The sequence below is a fragment of the Enterobacter cloacae complex sp. CDL013 genome (genome assembly GCF_049238805.1).
Classification (GTDB): Bacteria; Pseudomonadota; Gammaproteobacteria; order Enterobacterales; family Enterobacteriaceae; genus Enterobacter; species Enterobacter hormaechei_C.
The window spans coordinates 163,381-181,265 of sequence record NZ_JBMKGT010000004.1; the positions used below are offsets into that span (position 1 = coordinate 163,381).

Annotated in this window: 13 protein-coding genes; 7 read left to right on the forward strand and 6 right to left on the reverse strand. The window is 54.4% G+C overall.

The window, feature by feature from the left end:
- Nucleotides 1-12 precede the first annotated feature (12 nt).
- Nucleotides 13-828, reverse strand: coding sequence for a co-chaperone DjlA (gene djlA / locus ACOTXD_RS09090; protein ID WP_045342594.1), 816 nt, complete (start codon nucleotides 826-828; stop codon nucleotides 13-15).
- Between the two features lie 239 nt (nucleotides 829-1,067).
- Here djlA and lptD point away from each other — a divergent pair, with 239 nt between their 5' ends.
- From lptD to apaH, 6 genes are read left to right on the forward strand one after another with little or no spacing between them, the layout of a single operon-like run.
- On the forward strand, nucleotides 1,068-3,419 hold the full coding sequence (lptD, locus tag ACOTXD_RS09095) for an LPS assembly protein LptD (RefSeq protein ID WP_006810140.1): 2,352 nt from the start codon (nucleotides 1,068-1,070) through the stop codon (nucleotides 3,417-3,419).
- A 53-nt stretch (nucleotides 3,420-3,472) separates the two neighbouring features.
- On the forward strand, nucleotides 3,473-4,759 hold the full coding sequence (gene surA / locus ACOTXD_RS09100) for a peptidylprolyl isomerase SurA (RefSeq protein ID WP_003856417.1): 1,287 nt from the start codon (nucleotides 3,473-3,475) through the stop codon (nucleotides 4,757-4,759).
- Nucleotides 4,759-5,745: a 4-hydroxythreonine-4-phosphate dehydrogenase PdxA gene (gene pdxA / locus ACOTXD_RS09105; RefSeq protein ID WP_061856019.1), complete on the forward strand. Its 987-nt coding sequence runs from the start codon at nucleotides 4,759-4,761 to the stop codon at nucleotides 5,743-5,745. The genes surA and pdxA overlap by 1 nt, the downstream gene beginning before the upstream one ends.
- The gene (gene rsmA, locus ACOTXD_RS09110; protein WP_003856423.1) at nucleotides 5,742-6,563 is read left to right on the forward strand and encodes a 16S rRNA (adenine(1518)-N(6)/adenine(1519)-N(6))-dimethyltransferase RsmA; all 822 of its coding nucleotides are present in this window, start codon (nucleotides 5,742-5,744) and stop codon (nucleotides 6,561-6,563) included. Before pdxA ends, rsmA begins: the two co-directional genes overlap by 4 nt.
- A 3-nt stretch (nucleotides 6,564-6,566) precedes the next feature.
- Entirely contained in the window at nucleotides 6,567-6,944 is a 378-nt protein-coding gene (gene apaG, locus ACOTXD_RS09115) for a Co2+/Mg2+ efflux protein ApaG (protein ID WP_003856425.1), read from the forward strand.
- Between the two features lie 4 nt (nucleotides 6,945-6,948).
- Entirely contained in the window at nucleotides 6,949-7,797 is an 849-nt protein-coding gene (apaH, locus tag ACOTXD_RS09120) for a bis(5'-nucleosyl)-tetraphosphatase (symmetrical) ApaH (protein ID WP_023324139.1), read from the forward strand.
- 39 nt (nucleotides 7,798-7,836) lie between these two features.
- Here apaH and folA read toward each other — a convergent pair whose 3' ends face one another.
- From folA to kefF, 3 genes are all read right to left on the reverse strand, one after another.
- Nucleotides 7,837-8,316 carry a type 3 dihydrofolate reductase gene (folA, locus tag ACOTXD_RS09125; protein WP_003856431.1) on the reverse strand — a complete coding sequence of 160 codons (480 nt, stop codon included), beginning with the start codon at nucleotides 8,314-8,316 and terminating at the stop codon, nucleotides 7,837-7,839.
- 114 nt (nucleotides 8,317-8,430) lie between these two features.
- Entirely contained in the window at nucleotides 8,431-10,296 is a 1,866-nt protein-coding gene (gene kefC, locus ACOTXD_RS09130) for a glutathione-regulated potassium-efflux system protein KefC (protein ID WP_003856433.1), read from the reverse strand.
- Nucleotides 10,289-10,819, reverse strand: a complete 531-nt coding sequence (gene kefF / locus ACOTXD_RS09135; protein WP_003856435.1) for a glutathione-regulated potassium-efflux system oxidoreductase KefF — start codon at nucleotides 10,817-10,819, stop codon at nucleotides 10,289-10,291. The genes kefC and kefF overlap by 8 nt, the downstream gene beginning before the upstream one ends.
- Nucleotides 10,820-11,193: 374 nt before the next feature.
- Here kefF and ACOTXD_RS09140 point away from each other — a divergent pair, with 374 nt between their 5' ends.
- Entirely contained in the window at nucleotides 11,194-14,223 is a 3,030-nt protein-coding gene (locus ACOTXD_RS09140) for an autotransporter outer membrane beta-barrel domain-containing protein (RefSeq protein WP_126501109.1), read from the forward strand.
- Nucleotides 14,224-14,270: 47 nt separating this feature from the next.
- Here the strand turns inward: ACOTXD_RS09140 and ACOTXD_RS09145 are convergent, their stop codons facing one another.
- Together ACOTXD_RS09145 and carB are read right to left on the reverse strand one after the other, a co-directional pair.
- Nucleotides 14,271-14,504: a YgdI/YgdR family lipoprotein gene (locus ACOTXD_RS09145; protein ID WP_003856439.1), complete on the reverse strand. Its 234-nt coding sequence runs from the start codon at nucleotides 14,502-14,504 to the stop codon at nucleotides 14,271-14,273.
- Between the two features lie 140 nt (nucleotides 14,505-14,644).
- Entirely contained in the window at nucleotides 14,645-17,869 is a 3,225-nt protein-coding gene (carB, locus tag ACOTXD_RS09150; protein WP_023315370.1) for a carbamoyl-phosphate synthase large subunit, read from the reverse strand.
- Between the last annotated feature and the right edge of the window lie 16 nt (nucleotides 17,870-17,885).

Sequence of the window (17,885 nt, forward strand, 5' to 3'; positions counted from 1 at the left end):
TCGGGCCATTTTTTATTTAAAACCTTTCTGCTCTTTAATCAGCTCGTAGGCTTTCTGAATTTCCTGCGCTTTTTGCTTCGCCATCTCCATCATCTCTGGCGGCAGGCCTTTCGCCACCAGCTTATCCGGATGGTGCTCGCTCATCAGCTTACGATAGGCGCGTTTGATGGTCGTGACATCGTCAGACGGCTTCACGCCGAGGACGTTGCAGGCATCTTCAAGCGTAGGGCCACGCTGCGCCTGCTGCCAGCCGCCAGAGGAGTGCTGTTGCTGATAACCACCGCCAAACTGCGCGCCGCCCTGCATCATACGCAGGAACTGGTCGAACTGCGTGCGGGAAATGCCCAGCTCTTCGGCAATCACATATAAAACGTCCCGTTCATTCGGATGCAGAGAACCATCCGCGAAGGCGGCCTGGATTTGAATTTCCAGAAACATCCGAATTAAATCAAAACGCCCGAAACAGATGCTACGGAACTGCCGCATTTTTTCACGCAGCGGGTAGTTATCTGATTTACCAATCCGGAACGCATTCTGCGCTGCGATGCGGGATTCGCCGTGCAGATTCATGCGATCCATAAAGACGCTGGCCACCTGAATATCGGCCTCCGTTACGCGCCCTTTTGATTTGGTTAAGTGCCCCATCACCTCGAAGGTGGTGGAGAAAAAGAGTGACTGGCGCTCGCGCTGGTTGGCAAACCAGGCCATTTTGCGGCTGCGTGCTTTATCAAACATATGGCCGATAATGAGGCCAAGAACGACACCCCAGAATCCGGCACCCATAATAATTGCGAACGCAACGCCGATTATTTTACCCCAATACTGCATATACTCCCCGAATGGTCATGTTCCTGGCCGACGCAACGCCATCATTACAGTGGTCGCGCCACGGTCAATTGAGGGACATCGCCTATAATTTGCATTATCATACTCGTCATTCGATAGCGAGCCTAACACTCTGGCGCGCAAACGGGCAGGATTAACGCTGGTACTGCGCTGATGAGTAAGATAGTCTCTGAGCGTTTGTAAGCCGTAGCCACTGATGACGGAACAATAAAATACAACGTATGAAAAAACGTATCCCCACCCTTCTGGCCACAATGATTGGCACCGCCCTGTATAGCCAACAGGGGCTCGCAGCCGATCTCGCCTCGCAGTGTATGCTTGGCGTCCCAAGTTACAATCGCCCACTGGTGAAAGGCGATACGAATGACTTACCCGTCACCATTAATGCCGACAGCGCAAAAGGTAATTATCCTGACAATGCAACCTTTACGGGCAATGTCGATATTAACCAGGGCAACAGTCGCCTGCTTGCTGACGAAGTGCAATTGCACCAGAAGCAACCGGAAGGTGCTCAGGCGCCTGTCCGTACGGTGGATGCGCTGGGTAATGTGCACTATGACGACAATCAGGTCATCCTGAAAGGTCCGAAAGCCTGGTCGAATCTGAATACCAAAGACACCAACGTCTGGGAAGGTGATTACCAGATGGTCGGTCGTCAGGGGCGCGGTACCGCGGACCTGATGAAGCAGCGCGGCGAAAACCGCTACACCATTCTCGAAAACGGCACGTTTACCTCCTGTTTGCCAGGGTCAAATACCTGGAGCGTTGTGGGCAGTGAAGTGATCCACGACCGTGAAGAACAGGTTGCAGAGATCTGGAACGCTCGTTTTAAACTCGGCCCGGTGCCCATTTTCTATAGTCCTTACCTGCAACTGCCCGTGGGTGACAAACGTCGTTCAGGTTTCCTGATCCCGAACGCCAAGTACAGCACATCGAACTACTTTGAGTTCTACCTGCCGTACTACTGGAACATTGCGCCTAACATGGACGCCACGATCACGCCGCACTATATCCATAAGCGCGGCAACATCATGTGGGAGAACGAATTCCGCTATCTGACCAAGGCGGGCGCGGGTCTGATGGAATTTGATTATCTGCCATCAGATAAGGTCTTCCAGGACGAGCATCCGAGCGAAGGTGATAAGCACCGCTGGATGTACTACTGGAAGCACGCCGGGGTATTGGATCAGGTGTGGCGCTTCAACATCGACTACACCAAAGTCAGCGATCCGTATTACTTCAACGACTTTGATTCTAAATACGGCTCCAGTACCGACGGTTACGCCACGCAGAAATTCAGCGTGGGCTACGCCATTGAGAACTTTGACGCGACGGTGTCGACCAAACAGTTCCAGGTGTTTGATACGCAATCGCGTAGTACCTATGGTGCCGAGCCGCAGCTGGACGTGAACTGGTATCAGAACGATGTGGGTCCTTTCGACACGCGCGTTTACGCTCAGGCGGTCCATTTCGTCAACACCAACTCGGATATGCCGGAATCAACGCGTCTGCATATCGAGCCGACGATCAACCTGCCGTGGTCAAACGACTGGGCGAGTCTGAATACCGAAGCCAAAGTGATGGCCACCCACTACCAACAGAAGAATCTGGACTGGTATAACAAACGTTATGGCACCGATCTTGAAGAATCGGTAAACCGTACGCTTCCGCAATTCAAAATGGACGGGAAGCTGATTTTCGAACGTGATATGGCTCTTCTCGCGGATGGATACACCCAGACGCTTGAGCCACGTATGCAGTATCTTTATGTGCCTTATCGCGATCAGAGCAAAATTCAAAACTATGACTCGTCCTTCCTGCAATCAGACTACAGCGGCCTGTTCCGTGACCGTACCTACGGCGGCCTTGACCGTATTGCGTCTGCTAACCAGTTAACGACCGGCGTCACAACGCGCGTATATGATGATGCTGCCGTTGAACGTTTTAACGTTTCTGTTGGTCAAATCTACTATTTCACCGAGTCTCGCACCGGTGATGACGACATTAACTGGGAGAAAGACAACAAAACGGGCTCACTGGTATGGGCAGGCGACACCTACTGGCGCATGACGGATCGTTGGGGTCTGCGCGGTGGTGTTCAATACGATACACGACTGGACAATATCGCGACGGGCAGCGCTGCCATCGAATATCGTCGTGATGAAGACCGCATGTTGCAGTTAACGTACCGTTACGCCAGCCCGGAGTATATCCAGGCGACACTGCCAAACTATGCGAATACAGACCAATACAAAGACGGTATTTCACAGGTGGGTACCGCCGCGAGCTGGCCGATTGCCGATCGTTGGTCAGTCGTCGGGGCCTACTACTATGACACGAATGCACAAAAACCTGCTGACCAGATGCTGGGTCTGCAATATAACTCCTGCTGTTACGCAATACGTGTCGGTTACGAACGCAAACTTAACGGTTGGGATACGCAAAACAGTCAGGGTAAATACGATAACGTGATTGGCTTTAATATCGAGTTGCGCGGCCTGAGTTCTAACTACGGTCTGGGCACGCAGCAGATGCTGCGCTCGAACATTCTGCCGTATCGTAGTTCATTGTAATATGCTTGATTTACAACGTAATCCGCTTTGCGGTTAATTGAAATGGAAAAAGTATGAAGAACTGGAAAACGCTGCTACTCGGTGTCGCTATGGTTGCGAATACCAGCTTCGCGGCCCCACAGGTTGTCGATAAAGTCGCGGCTGTGGTTAACAACGGCGTCGTGCTTGAAAGTGACGTTGACGGTTTGATGAAATCTGTAAAGCTCAACTCGGGCCAGGCAGGTCAACAACTTCCGGATGACGCTACGCTGCGCCACCAGATCCTGGAACGTTTGATCATGGATCAGATTGTCCTGCAAATGGGCCAGAAAATGGGTGTGAAGATCTCTGACGAGCAGCTCGATCAGGCGATCGCCAACATTGCAAAGCAGAACAACATTACCCCGGACCAGATGCGTAGCCGCCTCGCCTATGACGGCATCAGCTACGCCACCTACCGCAATCAGATCCGTAAAGAGATGCTGATTTCAGAAGTGCGTAATAATGAAGTCCGTCGCCGCGTCACCATCCTGCCGCAGGAAGTGGATGCCCTGGCAAAACAGGTGGGGAATCAGAATGATGCCAGTACAGAGCTTAACCTGAGCCACATCCTGATCCCACTGCCGGAAAACCCAACCTCCGATCAGGCGGCAGAGGCGGAAAGCCAGGCGCGCGCTATCGTTGAGCAGGCGCGTAATGGCGATGACTTCGGCAAGCTGGCGATCACCTATTCCGCTGACCAGCAGGCGCTGAAAGGCGGCCAGATGGGCTGGGGGCGTATTCAGGAGCTGCCATCCCTGTTTGCCCAGGCGCTGAGCACCGCGAAGAAAGGCGATATCGTCGGTCCAATCCGTTCCGGTGTGGGCTTCCACATTCTGAAAGTGAACGACCTGCGCGGCCAGAGCCAGAACATTTCGGTTACTGAAGTTCACGCGCGTCATATCCTGCTTAAGCCGTCTCCGATCATGACTGACGATCAGGCCCGTGCGAAGCTGGAACAGATCGCCGCAGACATCAAGAGCGGTAAAACCACCTTCGATAAAGCAGCAAAAGAGTTCTCTCAGGATCCTGGCTCTGCAAACCAGGGCGGTGACCTGGGTTGGGCGGCCGCTGATATTTACGATCCGGCTTTCCGCGATGCGTTAATGAAGCTGAATAAAGGCCAGATGAGCGCGCCGGTACACTCCTCCTTCGGCTGGCATCTGATCCAGCTGATGGACACGCGCAACGTGGATAAAACCGACGCGGCGCAGAAAGACCGCGCGTATCGCATGCTGTTTAACCGTAAGTTCTCTGAAGAAGCCGCAACCTGGATGCAGGAACAACGCGCCAGCGCTTACGTGAAAGTGTTGAGCAACTGATGAAACCGCATCGTGTTGTGATCACCCCCGGCGAACCCGCCGGGATTGGGCCTGACCTGGTGGTTCAGCTCGCCCAGCGCAGCTGGCCGGTAGAGTTGGTTGTCTGTGCAGATGCAACACTGTTACAAGACCGGGCAGCTTTGCTCGGTCTGCCTTTAACGCTCCTCCCTTACGTTGAAGGCCAACAGCCCGCACCGCAGCAGTCTGGTACTCTCACCCTGCTTTCTGTTCCGCTCCGTGCGCCTGTTGTCCCCGGCGAGTTACACAACGAAAACGGCCACTACGTTGTCGAGACGCTGGCGCGCGCCTGTGACGGTTGCCTTCAGGGCGAATTTGCCGCCCTGATCACCGGTCCGGTGCATAAAGGCGTGATCAATGACGCGGGCATTCCGTTTACCGGGCATACCGAATTTTTCGAAGAGCGTTCGAACAGCCCGAAAGTGGTGATGATGCTGGCAACCGAAGCAATGCGCGTTGCGCTGGTAACAACGCACCTGCCGATCAAAGCCATTCCGGATGCCATTACGCCTGAACTCCTGCGTGAGATCATTGGCATTTTGCATCACGATCTGCAAACCAAATTCGGCATTCCGCAGCCGCATGTGCTGGTTTGCGGCCTGAATCCGCACGCGGGTGAAGGCGGACATATGGGCACTGAAGAGATCGACACCATCATTCCGGCGCTTGAGGAGATGCGGGCGAAGGGGATGAACCTCAGCGGGCCTCTGCCTGCCGACACCCTTTTCCAGCCCAAATACCTGGATAAAGCCGATGCCGTACTCGCGATGTACCACGATCAGGGTCTGCCCGTGCTAAAATACCAGGGCTTTGGCCGCGGGGTGAATATCACCCTCGGTTTACCCTTTATTCGAACGTCCGTTGACCACGGTACTGCGCTGGATCTGGCAGGCCAGGGAAAAGCGGATGTCGGCAGTTTTATTACGGCGCTTAATCTCGCCATCAAAATGATTGTTAATACTCAATGACTAATCGAGTCCATCAGGGCCACTTAGCCCGTAAACGCTTCGGGCAAAACTTCCTCAACGATCAATTTGTGATCGACAGTATCGTTTCTGCCATTAATCCGCAGAAAGGTCAGGCCATGGTCGAAATCGGCCCGGGTCTTGCCGCGCTGACCGAGCCGGTAGGCGAACGCCTCGACGAACTGACCGTTATCGAACTCGACCGCGATCTGGCCGCGCGTCTGCAAACGCACCCGTTCCTCGGGCCGAAGCTGACGATTTATCAGCAGGATGCGATGACCATGAACTTTGGCGAACTGTCAGAAAAAATGGGACAGCCGCTGCGCGTGTTCGGTAACCTGCCGTACAACATCTCCACCCCGCTGATGTTCCATCTGTTTAGCTATACTGATGCCATTGCCGACATGCACTTCATGTTGCAAAAAGAGGTCGTTAACCGTCTGGTTGCAGGGCCGAACAGTAAAGCGTATGGTCGTTTAAGCGTGATGGCGCAATATTACTGCAACGTGATCCCGGTATTAGAAGTACCGCCTTCCGCATTCACGCCACCGCCAAAGGTAGATTCTGCGGTTGTGCGCCTGGTGCCACATAAAACGATGCCGTACCCGGTCAAAGACCTGCGCGTGCTGAGCCGTATCACGACAGAAGCCTTTAACCAGCGCCGTAAAACGATTCGTAACAGCCTTGGCAATCTGTTTACCGTTGACGTATTAGCTGAGTTGGGCATCGACCCGGCAATGCGTGCGGAAAATATTTCCGTAGAGCAGTACTGCAAGCTGGCTAATTACATCAGCGACAATGCGCCGCCGAAGGAGAGCTAAGCCATGATTGATTCGCCCCGCGTCTGTGTTCAGGTTCAAAGCGTCTACATTGAGTCCCAATCCACACCGGATGAAGAACGTTTTGTCTTTGCTTATACCGTAACCATTCGCAATCTGGGGCGGATGCCTGTGCAACTGCTCGGGCGCTACTGGCTTATCACCAACGGCAATGGCCGTGAAATTGAAGTCCAGGGCGAAGGTGTGGTCGGTGAACAACCCCATATCGCCCCTGGCGAAGAGTATCAGTACACCAGCGGCGCGGTAATTGAAACGCCGCTGGGTACCATGCAGGGCCATTACGAAATGGTCGATGCCGACGGTAATGCTTTCCGCATTGCTATTCCCGTATTCCGTCTCGCCGTACCTACACTTATTCATTAATCTAATGTCTACATATCTGATTGGCGACGTTCACGGTTGCTACGATGAACTGATCGCATTATTAAAACAGGTCGACTTCACCCCCGGGCAGGATACGCTCTGGCTGACGGGCGACTTAGTGGCGCGCGGTCCCGGTTCTCTGGACGTCCTCCGCTATGTCAAATCGCTGGGCGACAGCGTGCGCATGGTGCTGGGCAACCACGATCTGCATCTGCTGGCCGTATACGCCGGGATCAGCCGTAATAAGCCGAAAGATCGCATTACCCCCCTGCTGGAAGCGCCGGATGCCGATGAGTTGCTCAACTGGCTGCGTCGCCAGCCACTGCTACAGATTGACGAAGAGAAAAAACTGGTGATGGCGCATGCCGGCATCACGCCTCAGTGGGATCTTGAGACGGCAAAAACCTGCGCGCGCGACACCGAAGCGGTGCTGGCGAGCGACTCCTACCCGTTCTTCCTTGATGCGATGTACGGCGACATGCCAAATAACTGGAGTGATGATCTCAGCGGCCTGGCGCGACTGCGTTTTATCACCAATGCCTTTACGCGCATGCGCTACTGCTTCCCGAACGGACAGCTGGATATGTATTGCAAAGATACGCCGGAAAATGCGCCTGCGCCGCTTAAGCCGTGGTTTGCCATTCCGGGCCCCGTGACAAACGAATATAGCGTGGTATTTGGGCACTGGGCATCGCTGGAAGGAAAAGGCACCCCGGAAAATATCTACGCGCTGGATACCGGATGCTGCTGGGGCGGGGATTTAACCTGCTTACGCTGGGAAGATAAGACCTACTTTGTGCAGCCATCCAACCGACAGCTGGACTTAGGCGAAGGTGAGGCGGTCGCCTCCTGAAGATGTTTATCCTCTCCCTTCGAGGAGAGGATAAAACCGTTAACGACGTTCCAGAATTTCGAAGCAGTAGCTGTGCGAGTTTTGCGCATCCGCATCGTGAAACTCACTGAATACAGACTCCCACTCGTCCGGATCGTAATCCGGGAAATGGGTATCCCCTTCCACTTCCGCATCAATGTGCGTCAGATACAGTTTCTGCGCTTTTGGCAGGAACTGCTCATACACACGCCCGCCGCCGATCACCATGATCTCTTCGGCATCGCCGCAGGCGGCAATGGCTTCATCAACGGACTTAACCCACTGCACGCGATCGTCAGTGCCCGGCTGGCTACTGATCACAATATTCTTACGACCCGGCAATGGACGACCAATCGACTCCCAGGTCAGGCGGCCCATCACTACCGGCTTGTTTAACGTAGTACGTTTAAACCATGCGAGATCGGCAGGCAGGTTCCACGGCATGGCGTTTTCCATGCCGATAACGCGGTCTACCGCCAGCGCTGCAATCAGACTGATCATTGAAAATTTCCCGGATGCAAAAAATTGCCGCCACTATACGGAAAGCTTAATCTTTCGTCGACTGGCGGCAGGGTAAAGAATTAGAAATTTTTTAATATTGCTGGCAACTCCACTTCACGCAGAGGGTTTACTCTCCGGTTCATCCTCAGGATCACCGGTATGCTTGCCCTCTTCCGTTCCTTGCCAGCCGTGGCGCTGAACCAGCGACAGGTGATTACGATCCTCGTTGATGATCTCCGTCAGCATGGTGCTGGTGCGTTTAAACACCGCAGCGCGTTCGGTTGCCGTACTGCTCGCCATCGCCACCATCTCTTCCACCATCTCATGGTTAAAACGGCGGAATAAATCGGCACGCTCACGCGCTTCATACGCGCCAAGTCCCAGGCTTTCCAGCGCCATGCGGCCAGATTTGAGCGCCCCTTCGAAGGTTTCACGTTCAGGGGCTGCCACACCCGCCTGACGCAGCTGGATGTAATGATCCACATCGCGCGCACGAGAGATAATGGTCAGATGCGGAAAATGCTCTTTGACCAGCTCAACCATCTGCATACTGGTCTCTGGATCGTCGATGGCGTTAATCAGTACCTCGGCCTTCGCCGCGCCGGCGGATTCCAGCAGATCAACCCGGGTCGCATCACCGTAAAATACTTTCATATCGAATTTACGCAGCGTATCCACATGGTCAGGATCGTGATCGAGGATAACCATTTTGACTCCGCTGGAGAGCAGTAAACGGCCGGTAATCTGCCCGAAGCGACCAAATCCGGCGATGATCACCCGCGGCTGCTCCTCGTCGATCTCATCGGCTTCTCGTTCCTGTTCGCTTCCCGTTTTTTCCAGACGCGTCAGCAACACCAGCAGGATCGGCGTTGCGGCCATCGACAGCGCAACCGCCAGCGTCAGCGCTTTTGCCCATTCCGGATCGAGTACATTTGCCATCTGCGCTGCGCCAAAGACCACGAAAGCAAACTCACTCCCCTGCCCCAGCAGCACGGCAAACCAGCGGCGCTGCGGTTTTGGCACGTTTAACGGGCGGGCGATCAGCCACAGCATCGCCATTTTAATGACCAGGAAACCCACCAGCAGAATGATGATGCGCAGCGGATGGGTCACCAGCGTCCCGAAGTCGATAGACATCCCGACGCCGATGAAAAATAGCCCCAGCAGCAATCCTTTAAACGGCTCGATATCGCTTTCCAGCGCGTGACGGTATTCGGAGCTAGCCAGTAAGACCCCCGCGAGGAAGGCGCCCATTGCCATCGACAGCCCGGCCTCTTCAAGCAGCAATCCAAAACCAAACACCAGGAATAACGCAACGGCGCTGAATACTTCGCGCAGGCCAGAGCGAGCAACAAAGCGCAGCAGCGGACGCGTTACGTAGCGACCAAGCAGAACAACCAGCGCCAGCGCACCAACAACCTTCAGCGCTGATAAGGCAAATGCCCCCAGCGTCGTTGATGCGCCGCTGGTTGCCAGCAGCGGGATCATCGCCACCAGCGGGATGGCAGCAATATCCTGGAACAACAGTACGGAGAAGGTGCTGCGCCCCATTTGCGACACCGTCAGGTTACGCTCGTTCATAGCCTGCATGGCAATAGCCGTCGAGGAGAGCGCCAGCGTCATGCCGATCAACTCCGCGACTTTCCACTCCATCCCGAGCAGAATGCAGAACCCGCCCAACAGCAGACCGCAGGCCAGCATTTGCAGAGCACCTCCGCCAAACACCGAGGCGCGCAGTTTCCACAGCCGCTGCGGATCCAACTCCAGGCCAATCACGAACAGCATAAGCACCACGCCGATCTCCGCAAAATGCAGGATCGACTCGGCATCCGTCACCAGCCGAAAACCCCAGGGGCCAATTACACACCCGGCAATCAGATAGCCGAGCACCGAGCCCAGCCCCAGACGAACCGCCACGGGCACAATTAATGCCGCCGCGCCGAGGTAAATCAGCGCCTGTATCAGCGTATGGCTATCCATTGTGCGTCTCCTGCCACTCAAGTAAGCGTTGTTTGTAGTGACGAGCCTGCGCCTGCAAGGTTTCATCGTCGCAGACAAAGGTACAGTGCATCGCAAAAGGCGGAAGCCAGTTCAGACCGCAGTAAAGGGCAGTAGCCTGGAGCGGCTGCGCCAGCACGTCAAATCCAGGGAAGGCGCCAATCTCAAAATGGCTTTCCCCCCCGCCGGTGGTAACAGCCCACATCAGGCTTTTGCCATGAAGCGCGTTGCCGTTGTGTCCGTATGCCCAACCGTGGGAGAAAACTTTGTCGATCCACAATTTCAGCAGCGGAGGGGTGCTGTACCACTGCATCGGATGCTGCCAGACGATCAGATCGGCACGAGAGAGCGCCTCCTGTTCGGCGGCGACATCGATATTAAAATCAGGATAGAGTTGATAGAGGGAACGTATCTCTACGTTTTCGAGCGTCCTTGCCTGCTCAAGCATCCGCTTATTCGCATGCGAATGCTGCGGATAGGGGTGCGCATAAATTATCAGAACCATGAATATGCCTGTCTTCTGCTTTTCTTGTAGCAATGAGTGTAGACAGTTCCCCCCCCAACTGAAAGAGGCTAACGACCGCTTCAAAGCAAATCGCAAGGATTGGCAACCTTTGTCGCCATACAAACGCGACTGACGCGAAAGAAGGAGCACCACGCTAGCGACGAATTAACCCTGCAAAATGATTATGCAGACTCATATTTTTAACGAATATTTTTAGATTATCTTAAGTCATATTTTAATAAATCAACCTGTACATAACTCATTGAAAAAATAATAATTTTATGCTTTTTTGTTTTGAGCTCAACCTTAAAGATAGTCAATATACGTTTTACACACGTTATCTGATGTTCCTTCTCACTCAAATGGATGTGTACATGAGCAAAAAATTCTTCAAATTAAATAATACAACCAAAACTCTAGGGAAGATATTTCCTGCTTTGTTGATATGCACCCCCGCGGTTGCATTTTCTGCAATCATTGATCAATCAACCTCAGTCCCTCAAGATTTTTCAGCCGATGCTGAATATGTTATTAATAAAGACGTGACGATATCCTCCGCGGGTAGTGAAGCGGCGGTGTCTGTCACTGGGTTTACTACCACTACTACCACTAATTATGGCAATATTTCTGGCACGGGAAATGGCCTGGATATTAATACAGGTGAACAGCGCATTTTAATTAATAACGACATCGGTGCAACCATTTCCTCCACCACCGCGAATGCTGTTAATATTCAGTCAATGCTCGGTGATTTTAATAACAGTGGAAATATTATCGGTGCGGAAAATGGCATGTTTGTCGGCGAAAACTCTTCCGCAGTAAACATTATCAATACCAGCACCGGAATGATAAAAGGAAAAACGGGTCTAAGTACTCGGTATGGTATTGGCATTAATAACAGTGGCGCAATTATCGGTACAAATGGTGATGCTATTACGGCAACTAATGGCAACACCAAGCTTACTAACAGTGCCCTTGTGCAGGGAACCGAGAACGGTATCAATGTAAAAGATACTGCAAAATTGGATATCAAGAATAGCGGAACGATTAGTGGTAATACAGCCGCTATAATGTTTGCCAGCAATAAAAATAACACGCTGGTGCTTGATACGGGTTCCGTCCTTGTCGGTGACGTTATTTCCACCAATTCCACGGGAAACACCCTCACTCTGATCGGCACCGGTACAGAAGACAGCAATTTTGTGGGTCTGAATGAAGGGGACGGTTTTGCCAGCGTCACAATGAACGGCGAAAACTGGGCGCTGTCGGGCGATATTGACATTATTGGCTCTGGCGACTCCTTGATGATAGACAAGGGCGCGTTAACCCTGGCGGGCGAAGTATCCAACACCGGTAATACGCGGGTGGCCAAACACGCCTCGCTGCAACTGGGCGATGGCGAAAAAACTGCGATGCTCAGCGGTGGGATCACCAACAACGGTACCGTCATTTTCAATCAGGGTAGCGATTTCACTTTCGCCACCGACATGACCGGTAGCGGTAACGTCGAAAAAGTAGACTCCAACACCCTGACCCTGACGGGCAAAAATAGCTACACAGGGGATACGGTTCTGCACGGCGGCACCACGCTGGTCTCCACCGGCGCAACGCTCGGCGTCAAGGGCAGTAACGCCACTGTTACCGTTGAAAATGGCGCGACCTTTGCCACCGCAGGCGAAGTGAACAACAACATCGCGGTTCTTAGCGGCGGTACGCTGGCGGCATGGAATGCCGTCCAGGGTAACTCCACGCTCAGCGCTTCCGGCGTCGATACCATCAACGGCAACGTGACTAATGGTGGTACGCTGTTACTCAGTGCGGCTGATAATAGCGTTGGCAATAATTTTACGATTAATGGCGACTACACCGGCTCTGACGGTAGCCAGATTGTGATGAACAGCACCCTGGGTGAAGATAATTCACCAACTGACCACCTCACTATTACGGGCAGCAGCTTCGGTCAGTCCGGCGTCAGCATTACCAACATTGGCGGCGCAGGCGCGCAAACCATTAACGGTATGGAAATTGTCAGCATCGGCGGCAGTTCCGAAGCCCAACTGACGCTGGCAAAACCGGTCGTCGCAGGCGCCTGGGAATATAACCTCTACCAGCACAGTGACGGCAACTGGTATCTGGAATCAAAGGCGACGCCTTCTGATGATCCTTCTGACGACACCGATGACGGTGGCAATACCGATGATGGCGGCAACACCGATAACGGCGGCAACACCGATAACGGCGGTAACACCGATAACGGCGGTAACACCGATAACGGCGGTAACACTGACAACGGCGGCAACACCGACAACGGCGGTAACACCGACAACGGCGGTAACACCGATAACGGCGGTAACACTGACAACGGCGGCAACACCGACAACGGCGGTAACACCGACAACGGCGGTAACACTGACAACGGCGGCAACACCGACAACGGTGGTAGCACTGACAACGGCGGTAACAATGCGCCGGAAGTCATGGCGCCTGAAGTGGGTGCGTACTTAGGCAACTACCTTGCCGCACAGGGCATGTTCCTGCATAAACGTGACGATCGCGACCAGATCACCTTCCGCAATGAAGACGACCTGAACACCTGGATGTACGTTAAGGGTCGCTATCACGAGAAGGATGCGGGTGGCGATAAAGTCAGCTATGACACCACCACGACCGTACTGCAAGTCGGCAGCGATTTCATGAGCAAGCCAATGGATAACGGTATCCTGCGTGCTGGCGGGATGTTCGGTGCAGGCCAGGCGAAGACCCACTCTGATGCGAAGCACAACGTGCGTGACGCTCAGGGTAAGGTTGATGGTTTCAATGTTGGGCTTTACGCCACCTGGCAGGAAGATCAGAAATTACGTCTGGGCAGCTACGTTGATACCTGGGCCGCATACAGCTGGTACAACAACAAAGTCACCAGCAACCGCAACGACGAAGACTACGATAGCGAAGGTTTCGCCGCGTCTGTTGAAGTCGGCCACGCGTGGGTTATCCAGTCAGAAAATGAACGTACCTGGAAGATCGAGCCGCAGGCGCAGGTGATCTACAGCTATCTCGATCAGGAAAATCATACCGATCGCGACGGCGTACGCGTCACTACCCTGGACAACGACAGCGTCTTTGGTCGTCTCGGCGTTAAAGCAAGCTACTTCCAGCAGAAGGACGTCAAGGCCTGGCAGCCGTACGTCGCGGTTAACTGGTTGAAAGGTGCTGGTCAAAACGATCTGGCATTCAACGACGAGACCGTCAGCAACGATACGCCGGAAGATCGTGGTCAGTTAGAGCTGGGCGTAACCGGCAACCTGAACGAAACCACGACAATCTCCCTGCGAGCCAGCGGCGAATGGGGTGAAAACAGCTATGCCGCATACGGCGGTCATATTTTGCTAAACCATCGGTGGTAATCGATCATTCTGAAGCAAAAAAGCAGTGGCATGTGCCACTGCTTTTTTTAGTTATCCAGCTCACCCATTGATTTAACCTGGTCGCGGTTAATCTGTTCAGTTTGACCGGTTTCGGCGTTTTTGTACGATACCAGACCGGTATCGTCATCCACCTGCGGTTTCCCGTCAGTAACAATCGTTTTGCCATCGGTGGTTTTTACGGCCTGATTGGACGAACAGCCCGCCACGGTGAACATTGCGGTGGCAGCCAGAACGGAAGCGATCAGTAATTTATTTTGCATGGTGTATTCCCCTGCTCTCAGTTGAATTTTCGTTATCGACCTAACTATTTTAGGCTAACTGACTGAAAGCGGATGAAAAACCAGAAGGTTCTTAAGATGGGAAAATTGCCCGGTAACCGAACGGTACCGGGCAATGGGGGTTACTTGCTAATCTGCGCGTGCATTTCCTGCACCGAAATCACCTTCTCGGTGGCATCCGCATTCAGCGCCATCGCTGTTGCGAAACCGCCGTTCAGGGTGGTGTCGTAGTGCACTTTGTATTGCAGCGCGCTGCGGCGAATCAGCTTGGAGTCTTCAATCGCCTGGCGTCCTGCGGTGGTGTTGATGATGTAGGTATATTCGCCATTCTTGATACGATCCTGAATGTGCGGACGACCTTCATGCACTTTGTTCACCAGACGCGGGTTGATACCCGCTTCACCCAACACAATCGCCGTACCGTGAGTGGCGTCCAGCTCGAAGCCCTGTTTCAGCAGCTTGGCGGCCAGGTCAACCACGCGCTCTTTATCGCCTTCGCGAACGGAGAGCAGCGCACGGCCAGATTTTCTCATGGTGGAGCTACTGCCCAGCTGCGCTTTCGCAAACGCTTCTGCGAAGGTGCGGCCCACGCCCATTACTTCCCCGGTAGAGCGCATCTCTGGCCCTAACAGCGGGTCAACGCCCGGGAATTTGTTGAACGGCAGCACCACCTCTTTCACCGAGTAGTACGGCGGGATGATTTCTTTCGTGACGCCCTGCTGAGCCAGCGTCTGGCCAGCCATCACGCGCGCCGCCACTTTCGCCAGCGGAATACCGGTCGCTTTAGAGACAAACGGTACGGTACGCGCCGCACGCGGGTTGACTTCAATCAGATAGACTTCGTTGTCTTTTACCGCGAACTGAACGTTCATCAGGCCGCGAACCTGAAGCTCGAAGGCCAGCTTCTGCACCTGCTGGCGCATCACGTCCTGAATCTCCTGGCTCAGGGTGTACGCTGGCAGAGAACAGGCGGAGTCACCCGAGTGCACGCCCGCCTGCTCGATGTGCTCCATGATGCCGCCAATCAGCACCATTTCGCCGTCGCAGATGGCATCCACGTCGACTTCAACCGCGTCGTCGAGGAAGCGGTCGAGCAGCACTGGCGCATCGTTGGAAACGCTCACCGCCGTCTGGAAGTAGCGACGCAGGTCCGCTTCGTCGTAGACGATTTCCATCGCGCGGCCGCCCAGTACGTAGGATGGACGCACCACCAGCGGGTAGCCGATCTCTTTCGCTTTCTCAACGGCCATTTCAATCGCGGTCACGGTGGCGTTCGCCGGCTGTTTCAGCTTGAGACGGTCAACCGCCTGCTGGAAACGCTCGCGGTCTTCCGCACGGTCAATCGCATCCGGGCTGGTGCCGATAACCGGTACACCTGCTGCTTCCAGCGCGCGCGCCAGCTTCAGCGGAGTCTGGCCGCCGTACTGCACGATCACGCCTTTTGGCTTCTCGATGCGCACGATTTCCAGCACGTCCTCCAGGGTAACCGGCTCGAAGTAGAGGCGGTCAGAGGTATCGTAGTCGGTCGAGACGGTTTCCGGGTTACAGTTGACCATGATGGTCTCGTAACCGTCTTCGCGCAGCGCCAGAGAGGCGTGTACGCAGCAGTAGTCAAACTCGATGCCCTGGCCGATACGGTTTGGACCGCCGCCCAGCACCATAATCTTGTCGCGGTCGACGGACGGGTTCGCTTCGCACTCGTCTTCATAGGTGGAGTACATGTACGCGGTATCGGTCGAGAACTCTGCCGCACAGGTGTCCACGCGCTTGTAAACCGGATGCAGGTCATACTGGTCGCGCAGCTTGCGGATCTCCGCTTCGCGCACGCCCGCCAGTTTAGCCAGACGCGCATCGGCGAAGCCTTTACGCTTCAGCATACGCAGGAAGTCAGCGTCCAGGCCGTTGATGCCCAGCTCCGCCACTTTCTCTTCCAGACGCACCAGCTCTTCAATCTGCACCAGGAACCAGCGGTCAATGTTAGTCAGGTTAAATACACCGTCGACGGACAGGCCCGCGCGGAAGGCATCGGCGATGTACCAGATACGCTCTGCGCCCGCGTCTTTCAGCTCACGGCGGATTTTGGTCAGCGCTTCCGGGTCGTCCAGGCTGACTTTCGGGTCAAAGCCGGTCGCGCCCACTTCCAGGCCACGCAGCGCTTTTTGCAGGGATTCCTGCTGCGTGCGGCCAATCGCCATGACTTCACCAACAGATTTCATCTGGGTGGTCAGACGGTCGTTGGCGCCGGCGAATTTCTCGAAGTTAAAGCGAGGAATTTTAGTCACAACGTAGTCGATGGACGGCTCGAAGGACGCAGGGGTGCGGCCACCGGTGATGTCGTTCATCAGCTCGTCAAGGGTGTAACCCACCGCCAGTTTCGCCGCCACCTTCGCAATCGGGAAGCCGGTGGCTTTGGAGGCCAGCGCGGAGGAACGGGACACGCGCGGGTTCATTTCGATAACAATCAGACGGCCGGTTTTCGGGTTCACCGAGAACTGCACGTTAGAGCCGCCGGTTTCCACGCCGATTTCACGCAGTACCGCCATCGAGGCGTTACGCATGATTTGGTACTCTTTGTCGGTCAGCGTCTGAGCTGGCGCAACGGTGATAGAGTCGCCGGTGTGGATCCCCATCGCGTCAAAGTTTTCGATGGAGCAGACGATGATGCAGTTGTCGTTTTTATCACGCACCACTTCCATCTCGTACTCTTTCCAGCCAATCAGCGATTCATCAATCAGCAGCTCTTTGGTTGGGGAGAGATCCAGGCCGCGCTCACAAATCTCTTCAAACTCTTCGCGGTTGTAGGCAATGCCGCCGCCGGTGCCGCCCATGGTGAACGATGGACGGATGATGCACGGATAGCCCACTTCAGCCGCAACGGCCAGCGCTTCTTCCATATTGTGCGCGATACCGGAACGCGCGGTATCAAGGCCAATTTTTTTCATTGCCACGTCGAAGCGGCGACGGTCTTCTGCTTTATCAATCGCGTCGGCGGTCGCACCGATCATGGTCACGCCGAACTCTTCCAGCACGCCCTGACGCTCCAGCTCCAGCGCACAGTTCAGCGCCGTCTGGCCGCCCATGGTCGGCAGCACCGCGTCCGGACGCTCTTTCTCGATAATTTTGCGTACCACTTCCCAGTGAATTGGCTCGATGTAGGTCGCATCCGCCATTTCCGGGTCGGTCATGATGGTGGCCGGGTTAGAGTTCACCAGAATGACGCGGTAACCCTCTTCACGCAGGGCTTTACACGCCTGCGCGCCAGAGTAGTCAAATTCACAGGCCTGGCCGATGACAATCGGGCCAGCGCCAAGGATCAGGATGCTTTTTATGTCTGTACGTTTTGGCATGGTCTTCTCAGCTCCT

What these genes read in the sequence shown, in the direction of transcription:
- surA (WP_003856417.1), top strand. Translation starts at nt 3,473, where the DNA reads ATGAAGAACTGGAAAACGCTGCTACTCGGTGTCGCTATGGTTGCGAAT.
- djlA (WP_045342594.1), bottom strand. Translation starts at nt 828, where the DNA reads ATGCAGTATTGGGGTAAAATAATCGGCGTTGCGTTCGCAATTATTATG.
- rsmA (WP_003856423.1), top strand. Translation starts at nt 5,742, where the DNA reads ATGACTAATCGAGTCCATCAGGGCCACTTAGCCCGTAAACGCTTCGGG.
- ACOTXD_RS09145 (WP_003856439.1), bottom strand. Translation starts at nt 14,504, where the DNA reads ATGCAAAATAAATTACTGATCGCTTCCGTTCTGGCTGCCACCGCAATG.
- kefC (WP_003856433.1), bottom strand. Translation starts at nt 10,296, where the DNA reads ATGGATAGCCATACGCTGATACAGGCGCTGATTTACCTCGGCGCGGCG.
- pdxA (WP_061856019.1), top strand. Translation starts at nt 4,759, where the DNA reads ATGAAACCGCATCGTGTTGTGATCACCCCCGGCGAACCCGCCGGGATT.
- lptD (WP_006810140.1), top strand. Translation starts at nt 1,068, where the DNA reads ATGAAAAAACGTATCCCCACCCTTCTGGCCACAATGATTGGCACCGCC.
- apaH (WP_023324139.1), top strand. Translation starts at nt 6,949, where the DNA reads ATGTCTACATATCTGATTGGCGACGTTCACGGTTGCTACGATGAACTG.
- ACOTXD_RS09140 (WP_126501109.1), top strand. Translation starts at nt 11,194, where the DNA reads ATGAGCAAAAAATTCTTCAAATTAAATAATACAACCAAAACTCTAGGG.
- apaG (WP_003856425.1), top strand. Translation starts at nt 6,567, where the DNA reads ATGATTGATTCGCCCCGCGTCTGTGTTCAGGTTCAAAGCGTCTACATT.
- kefF (WP_003856435.1), bottom strand. Translation starts at nt 10,819, where the DNA reads ATGGTTCTGATAATTTATGCGCACCCCTATCCGCAGCATTCGCATGCG.
- folA (WP_003856431.1), bottom strand. Translation starts at nt 8,316, where the DNA reads ATGATCAGTCTGATTGCAGCGCTGGCGGTAGACCGCGTTATCGGCATG.
- carB (WP_023315370.1), bottom strand. Translation starts at nt 17,869, where the DNA reads ATGCCAAAACGTACAGACATAAAAAGCATCCTGATCCTTGGCGCTGGC.